Origin of the sequence: Bradyrhizobium sp., assembly GCF_036735945.1 — a bacterium.
In the GTDB taxonomy this organism is placed as follows: domain Bacteria; phylum Pseudomonadota; class Alphaproteobacteria; order Rhizobiales; family Xanthobacteraceae; genus Bradyrhizobium.
In genome coordinates this window covers 26,552-41,233 of the sequence record NZ_DAINNI010000023.1, presented here as the reverse complement: position 1 = coordinate 41,233, position 14,682 = coordinate 26,552, and the positions used below count along the sequence as shown (strand labels likewise).

The following is a 14,682-nucleotide window of genomic DNA, read 5'->3' as shown; positions in this document are numbered from 1 at the left end:
ACAAAGCGACGGATCGACGCAGACGATATCGATCCACCATGCGGCACTGCTTCGGCGCTTCGCGTCTCCAATCCCGTGCCAGCCCATTGCTATCAGATTCCGGGTGGCAGCGCGAATCTCGAAAGGTTAAATCTGTCGCGCGAGGATTGTTCGCGAGGTCCGCGATGAAACCAATTTACCTGAGGTTGATCAGCTTTCTAGCGCTGTGCATCGCGTCTTCAGCCTTTGCGCAGGACAGAAAGCCTGACCAAACCGCGCCGAGCATGGCTGCGCCCACTGCCACAGGGTCCACACTGACCGGAAAGGAACGGATGGGCAGGAAATGGATGGACGAACAGCGAATCGACAATTGCAACGTGCCCACCGACAAGCGCGGCAGCAAGCCGCGGCCAGGCGACTGCCTGCATTCTCCGTCGAGCTGAACCGCAGCCGCCTTACCGCCGCTGATTATAGACGTCGAGGCAGACCGCACCGAGCAGCACCAGGCCCTTGATCACCTGCTGATAGTCGATGCCGATGCCGAGAATCGACATGCCGTTGTTCATGACGCCCATGATCATGGCGCCGATCACGGCGCCGCCGACCTTGCCGACGCCGCCATAGGCGGACGCGCCGCCGATGAAGCAGGCGGCGATGACGTCGAGTTCGAAGCCGGCGCCGGCCTTCGGCGTCGCGGTATTGAGCCGCGCGGCGAACACGAGCCCGGCCAGCGCCGCCAGCACGCCCATGTTGACGAAGGTCAGGAACGTCAACCGTTCGGTCTTGATGCCGGACAGGCTCGCCGCGCGTGCGTTGCCGCCGATGGCGTAGATATGGCGGCCGATCACGGTGCGGGTAGTGACGAAGCCATAGAGCGCGATCAGCACCGTCATGATGACGAGCACATTGGGCAGGCCGCGATGCGAGGCGATCAGCCCGGCAAAGGACACGATCACGGCGAACAGCACCGCGCTCTTGGCGACGAAGAGCGCAAAGGGCTCGACCTCGATGCCGTGCGAGGCCTGCCGCGCCCGTCCCTTGGCACTGGTATAGACCAGCGCCACCGCCAGGACGGCGCCGATCAGCAGCGAGGTCGGATAGAGCGTGCCGGCGCCCGGAAACAGTTCGGGAATGAAGCCCGAAGACAATTTCTGGAAGGTCGGCGGAAACGGCCCGACCGACTGGCCCGCCAGAATCGCGAGCGCCAGCCCCTTGAACACCAGCATGCCCGCCAGCGTCACGATGAAGGACGGGATCTTGAAATAAGCGACCCAGTAGCCCTGCGCCGCACCGATCAACGCTCCGACCAGCAGGCAGACGATGAAGGCGATCGGATAGGCAACATGGTAGCGCACCATCAATACGGCCGCGACCGCGCCGACAAAGCCTGCGACCGAGCCGACCGACAGGTCGATATGGCCGGTCACGATGATCAGGAGCATGCCGAGCGCCATGATCACGATGTAGCTGTTCTGCAGCACCAGGTTGGTCAGGTTCAACGGCTGCAGCAGCGTGCCGTCGGTCATGATCTGGAAGAACAGCATGATCGCAAACAGCGACAGCAGCATGCCGTAATTGCGCAGATTGTTCTTGATGAAGCCGGCGTGCGAAAGTTTTGGAAGCGTTACCGTCTTGTCGGTCATGGTTGCAATTCTCTCTCGCGTTCCTGCCCGGCCGCACGCTTGTTGCGCATGATGGCGCGCATGATCTTTTCCTGCGTGGCATCGGCGGCGGCGAATTCGCCGACAAAGGCGCCGTCATTCATCACGCAGATGCGGTCGCAGACGCCGAGCAGTTCCGGCATTTCCGACGAGATCATCACCACCCCCCTGCCCGCCTCGGCAAGCTCATTGATGATACAATAGATTTCGTACTTTGCCCCGACGTCAATGCCGCGGGTCGGCTCGTCGAGGATCAATACCTTCGGATCGGTCATCAGCCATTTCGACAGCACCACTTTCTGCTGGTTGCCGCCGGAGAGTTGGCCGGTCTCCTGATAGACGTCGGAGCAGCGAATCCGCATCCGGTTACGGTAGTCGCTGGCAACGCGCAGTTCGGAAATGTCGTCGATGACGCCCTGCCGCGCCACGCGGCCGAGGCTGGCCAGCGTGATGTTCTTGCGCACGTCGCTGTCCAGGATCAGGCCTAGCTGCTTGCGATCCTCGGTGACGTAGGCAAGACCGGCATCGATCGCCGCCGCCACGCTGGTCAGGTTCACTTCCTTGCCATCGAGCCAGACACGGCCGCTGATCCGCTCGCCCCAGGCGTGGCCGAACAGGCTCATCGCGAATTCGGTGCGGCCGGCGCCCATCAGCCCGGCAATGCCGACCACCTCGCCGCGCCGGACCTCGAAGTTTACGCCCTTGATCACCTGACGTTCCCGGTGCTGCGGGTGATGCACCGTCCAGTCCTTGACGGTGAACACCGGCTCGCCGATGGCGGGGGTTCGCTCGGGGAAGCGGTGGGCCAGGTCGCGATCGACCATGCTGCGGATGATGCGGTCCTCTTCCACCGTCTCGGCCCGGCAATCGATGCTGTCGACCGTGCGGCCGTCGCGCAGCACCGTGATCCGGTCGGCGACGCGGGCAACCTCCGACAGCTTGTGCGAGATCAGGATCGAGGCAATGCCCTGGGCGCGGAACGCCAGCAGCCGATCCAATAGTGCGGCGCTGTCGTTCTCGTTCAGGCTGGCGGTCGGCTCATCGAGGATCAACAGCCGCACCTGCTTGGACAGGGCTTTTGCGATTTCTACCAATTGCTGCTTGCCGACGCCCAGGTCGGTCACCAGCGTATCCGGCGTCTCTGTGAGACCGACCTGATCAAGCAATTCCTGGGCGCGGCGATAGACCGTGTCGCGGTCGATCACGCCGAAACGCGAAGGCGGATGCGACAGGAAGATGTTCTCCGCGATCGACATCAGCGGAATCAGCGCCAGTTCCTGGTGAATGATGATGATGCCGAGCGCCTCGGAATCATTGATGTCGCGGAAGCGTCGCTCCTCGCCGTCGAAGATGATGCTGCCTTCATAGTCACCGTAGGGGTAGACGCCGCTGAGCACCTTCATCAGGGTCGACTTGCCGGCGCCGTTTTCGCCGACCAGCGCATGGATCTGCCCCGCCTCCACCGTGAAGTTGACGTCGCGCAGCGCCTGCACGCCGGCAAAGCTCTTGCTCACGCCGCGCATTTCCAGAATTGCAGTCATCGCGCCATCACGTCCTTGTCTGTTTGCCGTCCGCGCGGACAGGCAGGTGGCGGCGCCGGTGATCGCCGGCGCCGCCGCCACCATTCACTCGATCTGCGACTTCTTGTAGTAGCCGCCTTCGACCAGCACCTTTTCCCAATTGCCCTTGTCGACCACGACCGGCTTCAGGAGATAGGACGGTACCACCTTGACGCCGTTGTTGTAGGTCTTGGTGTCGTTGACGGTGACCTCCTTGCCGCTGAGAGCAGCGTCCACCATGTCGGCGGTGACGCGGGCGAGATCGCGGGTGTCCTTGAAGATGGTCGAATACTGCTCGCCGCGCAGCATCGACTTGATCGAGGGCACTTCGGCATCCTGGCCGCTGACAACAGGCATCGCCATGTTGCCGCTGCCGTAGCCGACGCCCTTCAGCGACGAGAGGATGCCGATCGAGAGACCGTCATAGGGCGAGAGCACCGCGTCGACCCGCTTGCGGCCGTAGAATGCGCTCAGGAGGTTGTCCATGCGGGCCTGCGCGGTGGCGCCGTCCCAGCGCAAGGTCGAGACCTTGTCCATGCCCGTCTGGCCGCTGCCTACCACCAGCTTGCCCTTGTCGATATAGGGCTGCAGCACCGACATCGCGCCGTTGTAGAAGAAGTAGGCATTGTTGTCGTCAGGCGAGCCGCCGAACAGTTCGATGTTGAAGGGCCCCTTGCCATCCTTCAGACCCAGCGCGTTCTCGATCGATTGCGCCTGCAGCACACCGACCTGGAAATTGTCGAAGGTGGCGTAGTAGTCGACGTTGGGCGTGTCGCGGATCAGACGGTCATAAGCGATAACGATGATCCCCTTGGCTTTGGCCTGCTTCAGCACGTCGGACAACGTGGTGCCATCGATCGCCGCGATCACCAGCACCTTGGCGCCCTTGGTCACCATGTTCTCGACCTGCGAGAGCTGGTTTGGAATATCGTCCTCGGCATATTGCAGGTCGGTGCCGTAGCCGCGCTCCTTCAGCGTCTTGACGATGTTGTTGCCGTCGTCGATCCAGCGCGCCGAGGATTTGGTCGGCATCGCGATGCCGACGGTCCCCTTGCCCTGGGCGAACGCCCCTGTGACCGCCGTGGCGGCCATCGCTGTTGCCAGCGCCAGGGCCGACAATGTCGTCTTCAGACTAGTCATGCTTCTCTCCCTTCCTCATCGAGGATCTCTGATTTTGGATCGCCGGCCCGCTCAAGGCGGTTCTTGAACTCAGGTCATCTCGCGCGCTTGGTGGCCGCGCCTTGTCGTCCTCCGTCAAGCGGTTGCCAGTTTCACGTCGGGTTCTGCGCGGCCGCGCGCGGCGATATCGAGCACGAAAGTCCGGCCGTGATCGGCGTCGGCGCGCTTCGCATCCTCGGCCATCCCCTGCCAGGCCGAGGTGACAAGCAGACGCGAGAAATCGCGCCCTATGAAGGCAGGACAACTCGATTGCCGCGCCGGGACGCGGAGGCAGCGCAGATGCTCGCCCTGCGGGCTATAGACATCGATGCAGCCGCCGCCCCAGCGCGCGTTCCATATCAGCCCGTCGGCATCGACCACCGCACCGTCGATCCCGCCGCCGCTCCGTCGGGTGACCAGCGCGGCAGGCGCGCCACGCGGCAGCCCGGTGGCCGCGTCGAGATCGACGCGGTAGAGCACGTTCTTTCCGGTGTCGGCGAAATAGCCGATGGTCCCGTCAGGCGAGAAGCAGATCGCATTCGGGATGGTGACGTGCTCATAGAGCCGCGTCAGCTCGCCGCGATGCAGCGCATAGATAGCGCCGAGCCCCAGCTCCGCCTTGCGGCCCATGGTGCCGATCCAGAACGTGCCGGACGGATGAACCCGGGCATCGTTCGAGCGCGTCGCGGCATTGTCGGCTTCGAGCGGACGGTAGAGCGCCATCCGGCCATCCGCGATGTTTCGGACATAGAGTCCGTCGTCGGCGACGAGGAGCTGGCGATGCGCGTCGATCCGGCCGAGCGCGCTGCCCATCACGTCGAGAGAATGGATCGTGATCTCTGCGCTAACGAGCCGCGCCTCATACAGGCGCCGCCCGACGATGTCGAACCACCAGGCCGTGTCGGTCGTGGCGTCGTAGGTCGGTCCCTCGCCGAGTTGACAGCGCTCGCCGCAAAGCACGGTCGTCGGCACCGTTTCCATCCTGGGACCACCGATCATCGCGCAGTTCCTTTCGGCGGCGACTCTACCTCGGATTGTGTCCCGATTGCTCCCTGAACCTTGTGCGTAAAGCGATACGACGTGTTGTGCCGATAGAGCTCGCCGGGCGCCAGCCGTGCGGTCGGAAAGTCCGGCCGGTTCGGCGTGTCGGGCCAGGCGTGCGGCTCGAGACAGATGGCGTCGGACTGACGATAGAGACGGCCGCCCTTGCCGGCCGTGCTGCCGTCGAGGAAATTGCCGGAATAGACCTGCAGGCCGGGCTGGTTGGTGAAGAGTTCAAGCACCCGGCCGGATGTTGGCTCGTCGAGCCTTGCGGCGAAACGAGGCGCGCCACCTGCCGGCGCAAGGCAGAAATTGTGATCGTAGCCGCGGCCCACACGTAGCTGCGGGTGATCGTTCCGGATCCGCGCGCCAACCTCGATGCCGTCGCGAAAGTCGAACGGCGTGCCCGCGACCTCGCTCAGCGGCTGCGGCAGCGGGATGGCGCCGACGTCAATGGCCAGGAAATGGTCCGCCGCCACGGTAAGCCGATGATCGAGGATGCTCCGGCCGGAGCGCGCTCCTGAGAGGTTGAAGAAGCTGTGATTGGTGAGATTGACCACGGTGGTACGATCGGTCCGCGCGGTCATCTCGAGTGTCAATTCCATCGGTCCGACAAGACGCCAGGTTACCTCCACGTCCAGCGTGCCGGGATATCCCTCCTCGCCATCGGCGCTGGTATAGGCCAGCGTCACGGCCGGCTGGTCGCCCTCCTCGACCCGCACGATCCGCCAGTTGCGGCGATCAAAACCCTCCAGCCCGCCATGCAATGCATTGGCGCCGTTATTGGCCGCAAGCTTCACCTCGGCGCCGTCGAGCGTGAAGCGCGCGCCGGCGATGCGGTTGGCGTAACGCCCGACCGTCGCGCCGAAGAACTGCCGGCGGGCGAGATAGCCCTCGAACGCGTCGTGGCCGAGCACGATGTCGTCGCGACGTCCGGCGGCATCCGGCACCAGCAATGCCTGCAAGCTCGCGCCATAGGTGATGATGCACGCTTCAAGTCCATCTTCGGACTGCAGGATGACGCGCTCGACCTCACCGCCGTCAGGCAGGACACCAAAACGGGAGCGCGCCACGCGGGGAAAGGACGGATCGTTCATGCCTTGTCCTCGAACGGTTCGACCGTGCGGCGCCGGCCCAGCAGGAATGCGTCGGCAACGAGCTGGAGCGGCGCGAGATCGACGTCGCTCTCGCCAGCCGCGGCCAGGTCGCGGAAGCGGCGATAGAGACCGGCATATTCGGCATCGGGGGCATCGACGAGTTGCCGGTCCCCGGCCCTCAATTTTGCGCCGCCGAACGAAAGTGTCACCGGGCCGCCGTCGGTCTCGATTTCAATGTCCCAGCTCTGCGGGCCGGTCTGGCGGAAGTCGAATTCCGCCGCGATGCTCAGTCCCTGTGCATCGCTGAGCGCAAGCTTCGCAGCGATCGGCGCGTCGCGGTTGGCGGGAAAAGCGAGCTCGGCCGAGGTCACGAATAGCGGCTGCGGCAGAATCCGGGTCAGGATGGAGAGCGCGTTGATGCCGGGGTCGAACACGCCGAGCCCGCCCGCCTCAAAGATCCAGGCCTGCCCCGGATGCCAGACCCGCACGTCTTCCTTCCAGGTGATCCTGACAGAGCTGATCTTCCGTCCGGCAAGTAGTTTTCGCGCCGGCTCGACGGCAGGCGCAAAGCGCGAATGCCATGTCGCGAACAGCGTGCGTCGCGCAACCTGCGCGGCGGTCGCGAGCGGCGTGATCTCGGCCACCGTGGCGCCCGGCGGCTTTTCCAGCATCACATGCTTGCCGGCGGCGAGCGCAGTCGCTGCCTGCGCCTGGCGGACCTGCGGCGGCGTGCACAGTGCGACCGCATCAACAGGCGGACCGCTACGCAAGAGTTCGTCGAGCGTCGGCGCATGCGGGATACCCGGAAGCGAGGCATTGCGGCTGGCGACGGCTACCAGTTCCACGCCGTCGGTCGCTGATATCGCCGGCACGTGCTGGTCGCGGGCGATCTTGCCGAAGCCGACGATAGCGACGCGAAGCGGGTTCATGATTGCTCTCCAGATCCGACCGCTGCCGGCGCCGCGCCTGATGATGCCGGCGTCCCTTCATGACGGCGCAATCCATTGTGGATCACCTCGGTCATGGCCGCGGCAGCCGCCTCGGCATCGCCATCGGCAATCGCGTCGACGATGCGCTGGTGCCACGACAGCACCGTTTCGCGGTCCTGGGTTTCGACCGGCGCGCTGAGCAGGAACGAGGCGCGCAGCGCCGCCTCGACGACGCTGCCGATCGAGCGCATGAACAGATTGCCGGACGCGTTGGCGACCGCCAGATGCAGCGCGAGATCGCCGTCGGCAAAGCCGACGGAGTCCGAGGCCTCGCTGCGCATTCGCACCATGCTGCGCTTGAGCTCGGCGATGTCGGCTTCCGAGCGGTGGCTGGCGGCAAGCGCCGCCGCGCGCGGTTCGACCGCGAGGCGAATTTCAGCGAGATCGTTCAGGAAGCGGCGATCGATGCCGGCGTCGAGGTGCCAGGCCAGCACGTCGGCGTCGAACATGTTCCAGGCGCCGCGCTCGCGCACGACGGTGCCGACCCGCGCCTTGGTGGTGAGCAGCCCCTTGGCGACCAGCGTCTTGACGCTCTCCCGCAAGACCGGCCGCGACACGCCGAACATAGCCGTGAGTTCGGCATCTCCAGGCAGGCGGCCTCCCTCGGCATAGCGGCCGGCGATGATGTCGACGCCGATGCTGCGGGCAACCTCGGCGTGGTTGGAATGAGCGCGCCGCGTCGGAATTACGACAAGCCGGGATGTCATGATACCGCGACCTGCCTTACCGGGGCCGATATGGCGACCGATGCTCAGCCAAGGTTGCGGCCGCAAGAAGGGCTCTGGAACTCATGAGGCGCGCACTCCCAAATCGTTATTCTGAGGTGCAACATCCCGAAATCGGTATGATGGAACCCCAAATTGCTGTCCATTGGCGGCAGCGCGGGCAATATTTCACGGAAGTAGCGGCCTGACTAGTAATATTATTTGACTATTCATCTCTCGCTTCGCCCATGCGTCATATCCAGACCGGGAGTTCTGCCCGGTCTGGACCGCTTGGTCCCGGCGCCGGCTTTGACGTGATTGCCCCGATCATACTTGGCAGCTACGCCTTGCTCGACGGCACCAGTGAACGAGGATTCGACATGCAGCCCGCCATCGCGAAACCGCTCTACATCCGCATGCACGCGGACGACAACGTCGCGATCGTCGCGAACCGCGGCGGCCTGCATCCCGGCGCCGAATTTGACTGCGGGCTGCGGCTGATCGAGCAGATTCCGCAAGGACACAAGGTCGCGCTTGCCGACATCGGCGAAGGCGAAATCATCAGACGCTACGGCGAGATCATCGGCCATGCCGCGGCGTCGATCGCGCGCGGCAGCTGGGTCAGGGAATCGCTGGTGCGGATGCCGGATGCGCCGTCGTTCGACAATCTGCCGAAGCCGAACGGCGGCGCGATCAAGCTGCCGCCGCTGGAAGGCTACACCTTCGAAGGCTATCGCAATCCCGACGGTTCGGTCGGCACCCGCAACATCCTCGCGATTTCGACCAGCGTGCAATGCGTCGCCGGCACGGTGGAGTTTGCGCTCGACCGCATCCGCAAGGAGCTGCTGCCGAAATATCCCGACGTCGACGACGTCGTGGCGGTGACCCACGCCTATGGCTGCGGCGTCGCCATCAACGCCCCGGGCGCGGCCGTGCCGATCCGCACGCTGCAGAACATCGCCCGCAATCCCAATTTCGGCGGCGAGGTCATGATCGTCGGCCTCGGCTGCGAGAAGCTGCAGCCCGAATTGCTGCTGCCCGAGGGCATGAACGCCGATGACGAGATCATGCGCATGCAGGACGAGGGCCTCACCGGCTTCGGCGAGATCGTCGAGGACATCGTGCAGATGGCCGATGCGCGCCTGAAGGTCCTGAACCGGCGCCGCCGCGAAACCTGCCCGGCGTCCGCACTCGTGGTCGGCATGCAATGCGGCGGCAGCGATGCCTTCTCGGGGGTGACGGCCAATCCGGCACTGGGTTTTGCCGCCGATCTTCTGGTGCGCGCCGGCGCCACCGTGATGTTTTCCGAAGTCACCGAGGTGCGCGACGCGATCCACCTGCTGACGCCGCGCGCGGCGAGCCAGGAGGTGGCCGACGCGCTGGTGCGCGAGATGGCCTGGTACGACCGCTATCTCGCCGGAGGCGAGGCCGATCGCAGCGCCAACACCACGCCCGGCAACAAGAAGGGCGGCCTCTCCAACATCGTCGAGAAGGCGATGGGTTCGGTCATCAAGTCAGGCACAGGTCCGATCGCGGGCGTGCTCGCGCCGGGCGAGCGCGCCGGCCAAAAGGGCCTGATCTTTGCGGCGACGCCGGCCAGCGATTTCGTCTGCGGCACGCTGCAGCTTGCTTCCGGCATGACGCTGCACGTCTTCACCACCGGCCGCGGCACGCCCTATGGCCTGGCCGCCGTGCCCGTCATCAAGGTCTCCACCCGGAGTGAACTGAAGCAGCGCTGGCACGATCTGATCGACGTCGACGCCGGCAGCATCGCCAGCGGCGACGCCTCGATCGAGGATGTCGGCTGGGAGATATTCCGTCTTATCCTCGATGTGGCCAGCGGCCGTGAAACCTGGGCCGAGCACTGGAAGCTGACCAACGCGCTTGCGCTGTTCAATCCCGGCCCGGTGACCTGACCGAAGCGAGGCGGCAAAGTCGCTAGCTAGGCCGCCATCAGCCGTTCGATATCGGGGATGGGATGGGACGTCAGTTCCTTCGGAATTTCGCCGATGATCCGTTCCTTGACTTCGGCATGAAAGGCCTGGCGTAGATTGCCGAGCACTTTCGCCGGCGCCACCACCACGAGCTTGTCGAAGCCGTTGCCTTGGGCAAGGCGATAGAGCGCATCGGCAATGGCGCCGGCGAACCGCTCTTCGGCAATGTAGTGCCAGTCCGCCTGCTCCAACGCGCTCCGGGCCGCGCCGACGCTCCCGCTGGCCCGCCCGGGACGATCCGTCCCCTGCTCGCGCGTTGCCGGATTGTCCTGTTCGAGAACCTGCTCCACCTGCAGGTTGAGCTGCTGCGGCGTGCCCTTGTTGCGCAGGAACAGCGCCTTTTGTCCGTCGCCGATGAGAACGAGCGTGTTGTGGGATATTGCGGGTTTTGGTCCAGCGGTCATTGTTGTGCTCCATGTGGGCCAACGCGCGAGGGGCTGCATAGGTTGCCTGCCCGACGCTGGCCTCCCAGCGGGGCTTGACCGCCCTCACAGACACAAAATTCCCTCATCGGCACGTCTTCGAGCACCTTGGCCGGCATGTGTCCGGGATCGGGCAGACGAAAGGCCGGCAACCGGCTAATGATTTGCATGGGGAAGCTAACCGCCCCTCTCGCCGATCGAATGTCCGCGTTACATCAGGCTGCCGGCATGAGCCTCACCCTCATTCGGATAACGATGCGCATCGGAATGCCCTGCGCGATTGCCGCTGTCGGCGCCCTCGGCGTTTTCATTGTCATCAGACACATTGCCTGGATGGGATGATGCTGGCGCCTGCAATTTTTACGCTGGATATCGGCGGAAGACCCACGCTCGCTTTCGAGGCCAAGAATCTGCGGGAATCCCAGCAGCTTTGTCACGAATACTGGCTGCGCCGGGATATCGCCGACCTGACCTCGAACGGCGCACCGCTGTGGGACGGCAAGGCGCGGCTGCGCGCGCGACGCTCGACCGAGGACGAAATTGCTGCGTACCGCGAAGCTGCTCGCGATGCTACGCAGCCGCAGGACGACCTGCTGCTCGCCTACCTCGTCGAACTTGATAGCTCCGAAAGGTAAGGCGACGCGCGAGCGGCATCGCGGCCTCGTCACCTCCCGACGTCTGCTGCGCATCGATGCTGCAATCGGCAATACACCGCGCAGGAGCGGCTTTATTCAACTTGGGATCAGCGCTTTGTTGCCGGCAGGAACCTGCGCGCCTATGAACAACAAGATCGTGATAGGTGATCTCGGCCACATTCGCGCGTGACCGTTGGCTGTAATGCGGGTGGTGCAAGCCACACTGGATTTCGAGCCAACGGGGTTTTCGATGAAGCATCTGTTTATTTCCGGATTCATTGCAGTCGCCCTGCTCGCCGTCGCTACCACGATGCGCTCGTATTCAATTTCCCAGGAGCGTTCTACCGTAACCACCGGCGCGGCATTGTCGAAGAAATCACCGGCCTCCGCGGGCGTGACGCGACTCCCGATCGAGGAGTACGAGGACATGTCGTTCGTGTTCGCGACGCCCGTGAAGCACTGACGCTGCCCGGAAGCTATTTCCCGGTCGTCCGCTCGAGGAACTGCACCAGCGCGGCGCGATCCTGCTCCGAGCCGATGCGTTGCTCCGGCATCTTGGTGCCGGGCGTGTAGGCCTGCGGGCCGATCTCGAACAGTCTGGCAACCGTCTCCGGCGTCCAGACGATGTCGAGATGCTTCAGCGCTTCGGAAAAATTATAGCCCGGTGCGGTCGCGATGCGACGGCCAAAGATGCCGGCGAGCGTCGGACCGGCCCGGTTGCCCTGGTCCGCGGCAAGCGTGTGGCAGGCGATACAGGCGCGAAATATCTCGGCGCCGCGATCCCCGGCATAGGCGGCGAGCGGATCGCCCGCCGCCTCCACGAGCAGCGGATCGACCGATTCGCCTGTCGATGTGTTCCAGCGCCGGATAATGTTGTCTGCACCCCCGGTCAGCAGCGTCCGGCTGTCCGGCAGGAACGCCACCGACCAGACCGGCAGGCCGGGGCCGACCAAGGTACGTGCGAGCGTACGCGCCTTGCGATCGATCACCGCAACGGTGCCGCCGATACCAGCCGCGGCGACCAGAGCACCATCCGGCGACATCGCAATCGAGATCACCGGCCTCGGTCCTGCCGCCACCTCGCCGGCGCGCGCACCGCCCGACGTCAGGAAGTAGACCTTGCCGTCGGCGCCGCCGACCGCGATCTCGCCATCGGCGTCGGCGGCCACGGCGTTAAGCGGCGTTGGCATCGAAATGACGGTCGGTGCTTGCGCGCCCGATAGCGGCCAGATGCGAACGCTGAGGTCGTAGCTGACACTGACCAGCGCCTTGCCATCGGCCGTAAACGCCACGCCATTGACGTTCTGGGTATGCCCGTCGAGCACGCGCGGCGCACCGCCCGCGAGCGGCCAGAGCTGCACCGTGTGATCCCAGGAAGCCGATGCGAGCGTTGCGCCGTCGGGCGACACCGCGAGCGCAACGATCGGCGCCGTATGGCCTTCGAGCACCGCGTCGGGCTCGGTGTTGCCGAACGTCCAGATCGCGATCCGGCCATCGGCACCGGCGGTCGCTGCGCGTCGCTCGCCGAGCAGCGCAACCGCGTTGACCGCGTCGGCATGAAAGCGCAGCACCTGCTCGGCCGCATTGCGCGTCAGCGACCAGCGGATCGCGGTGGAATCGAAGCTGCCGGAGATCGCGCTTTGCCCGTCCGACGATATCGCGAGCGACCGCACCGGCCCGCCATGTCCGCGCAATTGCGCACACGCGTCCGTGATCGCAATCGGCAGCGCGAGCAGCGTGGCCGCGAGCGCCAGAAGCGATGATCGGCCGCTCTTGCAACGGGGAGCTTTCGCCGGCACCGCTTCTGACATTGCCGTCGGCCTCAGCGGATGCCTGGCCGGTCGCGATCGAGCCCCTTGGCCCGGAGATCGTCGAGATAGTTCTGAAGGCGCCGCTCGGCGTTCTCGCCGAGGTCGCGCAAGAATGTCCAGGAATAGATGCCGGTCGTGTGCATGTCGTCGAACCCGATCCTGACGGCATAGTTGCCGACAGGGTCGACCGAAAGAATGGCGACATTGCGCTTGCCGCCGACCGTCTTGCGCTCGGCCTCGGAATGCCCCTGCACCTCGGCAGACGGGCTCGTCACCCGGAGCAACTCGGCGGAGAGTTCAAAGGTGCGGTCGTCGTCAAAGGCAACGCGCAACGTCCGCCGATCTTTGGGCAGGCGGATTTCCACCGGCCATGCCGCCGTGACGCCAGGCGCCCCCACCGCCGGCGTCAGCCCGGGCCGATCAAATTATTGCCGGGATCGCCGACCCTGGCACCCGTGGTCGTGAAGGCGACGGCGCTCGATTCCTGGAAAGTGTTGAGCACCATCGCAACGCCGACGGCGGCAACGACGGCGAACGCCAGAGCCGCAACAAAGGATTTCATGTCACTTCCTCACCTTGGACTTGCGCCAAACCGGATTATTCCGCCGGCACCGCGCGCTGCGGCGTATCGGCCGGCGCGCGACCCTTGGCCTGTTGTTCCTCGACCCAGAGCGCGTGATGTTCCCTGGCCCAGTTGAGATCGACCTCGCCGGTGCCCATCGCTTCGAACGCTCCCTCCATGCCGATCGAACCGATATAGATGTGCGCCAGCATCGCCGCGATGAAGAGCATCGCGATCACGGCGTGGATCACCGTCCAGAACTGCAGCGCCGTGACATTGCCGGGCAGATACGGGAACAGCAGGAACCAGCCGGACACCGACATCAGCGCGCCGCCGATGACGACGATCCAGAAGATGCCCTTCTGACCGGCGTTGAAGCGCTTGGCCGGTGGATGTTTGCCATTGGGCAGGAGACCGCCACCTGCCTTGATCCACTCGATATCGAGTTTGCCGGGAATGTTATCCTTGATCCAGATCAGGAACATGATCGCAACGCCAAACATGAACGGGAATGCCAGGTAGTTGTGCGCAAGCTTGGCCCAGTGCGACATCGCCGCAAACGCATCCGGACCGAACACCGGCAGGATCAGGGTGCGGCCAAAGCTGACATTGAGCCCCGAGAGCGCCAGCACGATGAAGCAGCTTGCCGTGAGCCAGTGCGTGAACCGCTCGAAACTGGCGAAGCGCAGGATCGTCCTTCCCGAAAATCCCTGCTGCAGCCGAATCCGGCCGCGCACCATCAGGAAGATCGCCAGCACGGCCAGCATGCCGAGAATGGCGATGCCGCCGATCCAGGGCAGCTTGCTGCGGTGGAAATCGCGCCAGTCGCGCCCCGCAGGCTGGATCAGATTGGCCGCATTCGCGTCAGGGATCGATACGCGCCCGGAGATCTTGTCGCCCTCCTTGAGCGCGTTCAGGAGCTTGTCTTCGTGAACGGCCTCGGCCGTCGGCTTGAAGGAAAGCTGCGCAGCCGCGGGGCTGCCTATAACGAACAGCAGCGCCAGCGCCGCGAACAAGGGAACCGAGAACCTGAGAATTGAGAATGAGCCTGGCATTTGCACAACGCCTTT

Annotated in this window: 16 protein-coding genes; 4 read left to right on the top strand and 12 right to left on the bottom strand. The window is 64.6% G+C overall.

The window, feature by feature from the left end:
* Positions 1-164: 164 nt before the first annotated feature.
* Positions 165-422, top strand: a complete 258-nt coding sequence (locus V7E26_RS11015; protein ID WP_324415664.1) for a hypothetical protein — start codon at positions 165-167, stop codon at positions 420-422.
* A 12-nt stretch (positions 423-434) separates the two neighbouring features.
* On the opposite strand, the gene mmsB is transcribed toward V7E26_RS11015, so the two are convergent.
* From mmsB to V7E26_RS10980, 7 genes are all read right to left on the bottom strand, one after another.
* On the bottom strand, positions 435-1,622 hold the full coding sequence (mmsB, locus tag V7E26_RS11010) for a multiple monosaccharide ABC transporter permease (RefSeq protein WP_324415662.1): 1,188 nt from the start codon (positions 1,620-1,622) through the stop codon (positions 435-437).
* Positions 1,619-3,181, bottom strand: coding sequence for a multiple monosaccharide ABC transporter ATP-binding protein (gene mmsA, locus V7E26_RS11005; protein WP_324415660.1), 1,563 nt, complete (start codon positions 3,179-3,181; stop codon positions 1,619-1,621). The genes mmsB and mmsA overlap by 4 nt, the downstream gene beginning before the upstream one ends.
* A gap of 84 nt (positions 3,182-3,265) precedes the next feature.
* Complete coding sequence (gene chvE, locus V7E26_RS11000) at positions 3,266-4,339, bottom strand: multiple monosaccharide ABC transporter substrate-binding protein (protein WP_324415658.1); 1,074 nt, start codon at positions 4,337-4,339, stop codon at positions 3,266-3,268.
* 114 nt (positions 4,340-4,453) lie between these two features.
* The gene (locus V7E26_RS10995; RefSeq protein WP_324415712.1) at positions 4,454-5,338 is read right to left on the bottom strand and encodes an SMP-30/gluconolactonase/LRE family protein; all 885 of its coding nucleotides are present in this window, start codon (positions 5,336-5,338) and stop codon (positions 4,454-4,456) included.
* A gap of 14 nt (positions 5,339-5,352) precedes the next feature.
* The gene (locus V7E26_RS10990) at positions 5,353-6,495 is read right to left on the bottom strand and encodes an aldose epimerase family protein (protein WP_324415656.1); all 1,143 of its coding nucleotides are present in this window, start codon (positions 6,493-6,495) and stop codon (positions 5,353-5,355) included.
* The gene (locus tag V7E26_RS10985; protein WP_324415654.1) at positions 6,492-7,424 is read right to left on the bottom strand and encodes a Gfo/Idh/MocA family protein; all 933 of its coding nucleotides are present in this window, start codon (positions 7,422-7,424) and stop codon (positions 6,492-6,494) included. Before V7E26_RS10985 ends, V7E26_RS10990 begins: the two co-directional genes overlap by 4 nt.
* Positions 7,421-8,191, bottom strand: coding sequence for a FadR/GntR family transcriptional regulator (locus V7E26_RS10980; protein ID WP_324415652.1), 771 nt, complete (start codon positions 8,189-8,191; stop codon positions 7,421-7,423). Before V7E26_RS10980 ends, V7E26_RS10985 begins: the two co-directional genes overlap by 4 nt.
* Positions 8,192-8,568: 377 nt before the next feature.
* Between V7E26_RS10980 and garD the strand changes: the two genes are divergently transcribed.
* A complete protein-coding gene (gene garD / locus V7E26_RS10975; RefSeq protein ID WP_324415650.1) occupies positions 8,569-10,104 on the top strand; it encodes a galactarate dehydratase in 1,536 nt (511 codons plus the stop codon).
* A gap of 26 nt (positions 10,105-10,130) precedes the next feature.
* Here the strand turns inward: garD and V7E26_RS10970 are convergent, their stop codons facing one another.
* Complete coding sequence (locus V7E26_RS10970) at positions 10,131-10,586, bottom strand: host attachment family protein (protein ID WP_324415648.1); 456 nt, start codon at positions 10,584-10,586, stop codon at positions 10,131-10,133.
* 359 nt (positions 10,587-10,945) lie between these two features.
* Here V7E26_RS10970 and V7E26_RS10965 point away from each other — a divergent pair, with 359 nt between their 5' ends.
* Both V7E26_RS10965 and V7E26_RS10960 read left to right on the top strand, forming a co-directional pair.
* Positions 10,946-11,239, top strand: a complete 294-nt coding sequence (locus tag V7E26_RS10965) for a hypothetical protein (RefSeq protein WP_324415646.1) — start codon at positions 10,946-10,948, stop codon at positions 11,237-11,239.
* 250 nt (positions 11,240-11,489) lie between these two features.
* Complete coding sequence (locus V7E26_RS10960) at positions 11,490-11,702, top strand: hypothetical protein (RefSeq protein WP_324415644.1); 213 nt, start codon at positions 11,490-11,492, stop codon at positions 11,700-11,702.
* Between the two features lie 13 nt (positions 11,703-11,715).
* Here V7E26_RS10960 and V7E26_RS10955 read toward each other — a convergent pair whose 3' ends face one another.
* The 4 genes from V7E26_RS10955 to V7E26_RS10940 are packed head-to-tail and all read right to left on the bottom strand — an operon-like array spanning position 11,716 to position 14,667.
* Positions 11,716-13,050, bottom strand: a complete 1,335-nt coding sequence (locus tag V7E26_RS10955) for a c-type cytochrome (protein ID WP_324415642.1) — start codon at positions 13,048-13,050, stop codon at positions 11,716-11,718.
* An 11-nt stretch (positions 13,051-13,061) separates the two neighbouring features.
* Complete coding sequence (locus V7E26_RS10950) at positions 13,062-13,448, bottom strand: DUF971 domain-containing protein (RefSeq protein ID WP_324415640.1); 387 nt, start codon at positions 13,446-13,448, stop codon at positions 13,062-13,064.
* Between the two features lie 8 nt (positions 13,449-13,456).
* Positions 13,457-13,612 carry a hypothetical protein gene (locus V7E26_RS10945; protein WP_324415638.1) on the bottom strand — a complete coding sequence of 52 codons (156 nt, stop codon included), beginning with the start codon at positions 13,610-13,612 and terminating at the stop codon, positions 13,457-13,459.
* A 35-nt stretch (positions 13,613-13,647) separates the two neighbouring features.
* Positions 13,648-14,667, bottom strand: a complete 1,020-nt coding sequence (locus tag V7E26_RS10940; protein WP_324415636.1) for a formate dehydrogenase subunit gamma — start codon at positions 14,665-14,667, stop codon at positions 13,648-13,650.
* Between the last annotated feature and the right edge of the window lie 15 nt (positions 14,668-14,682).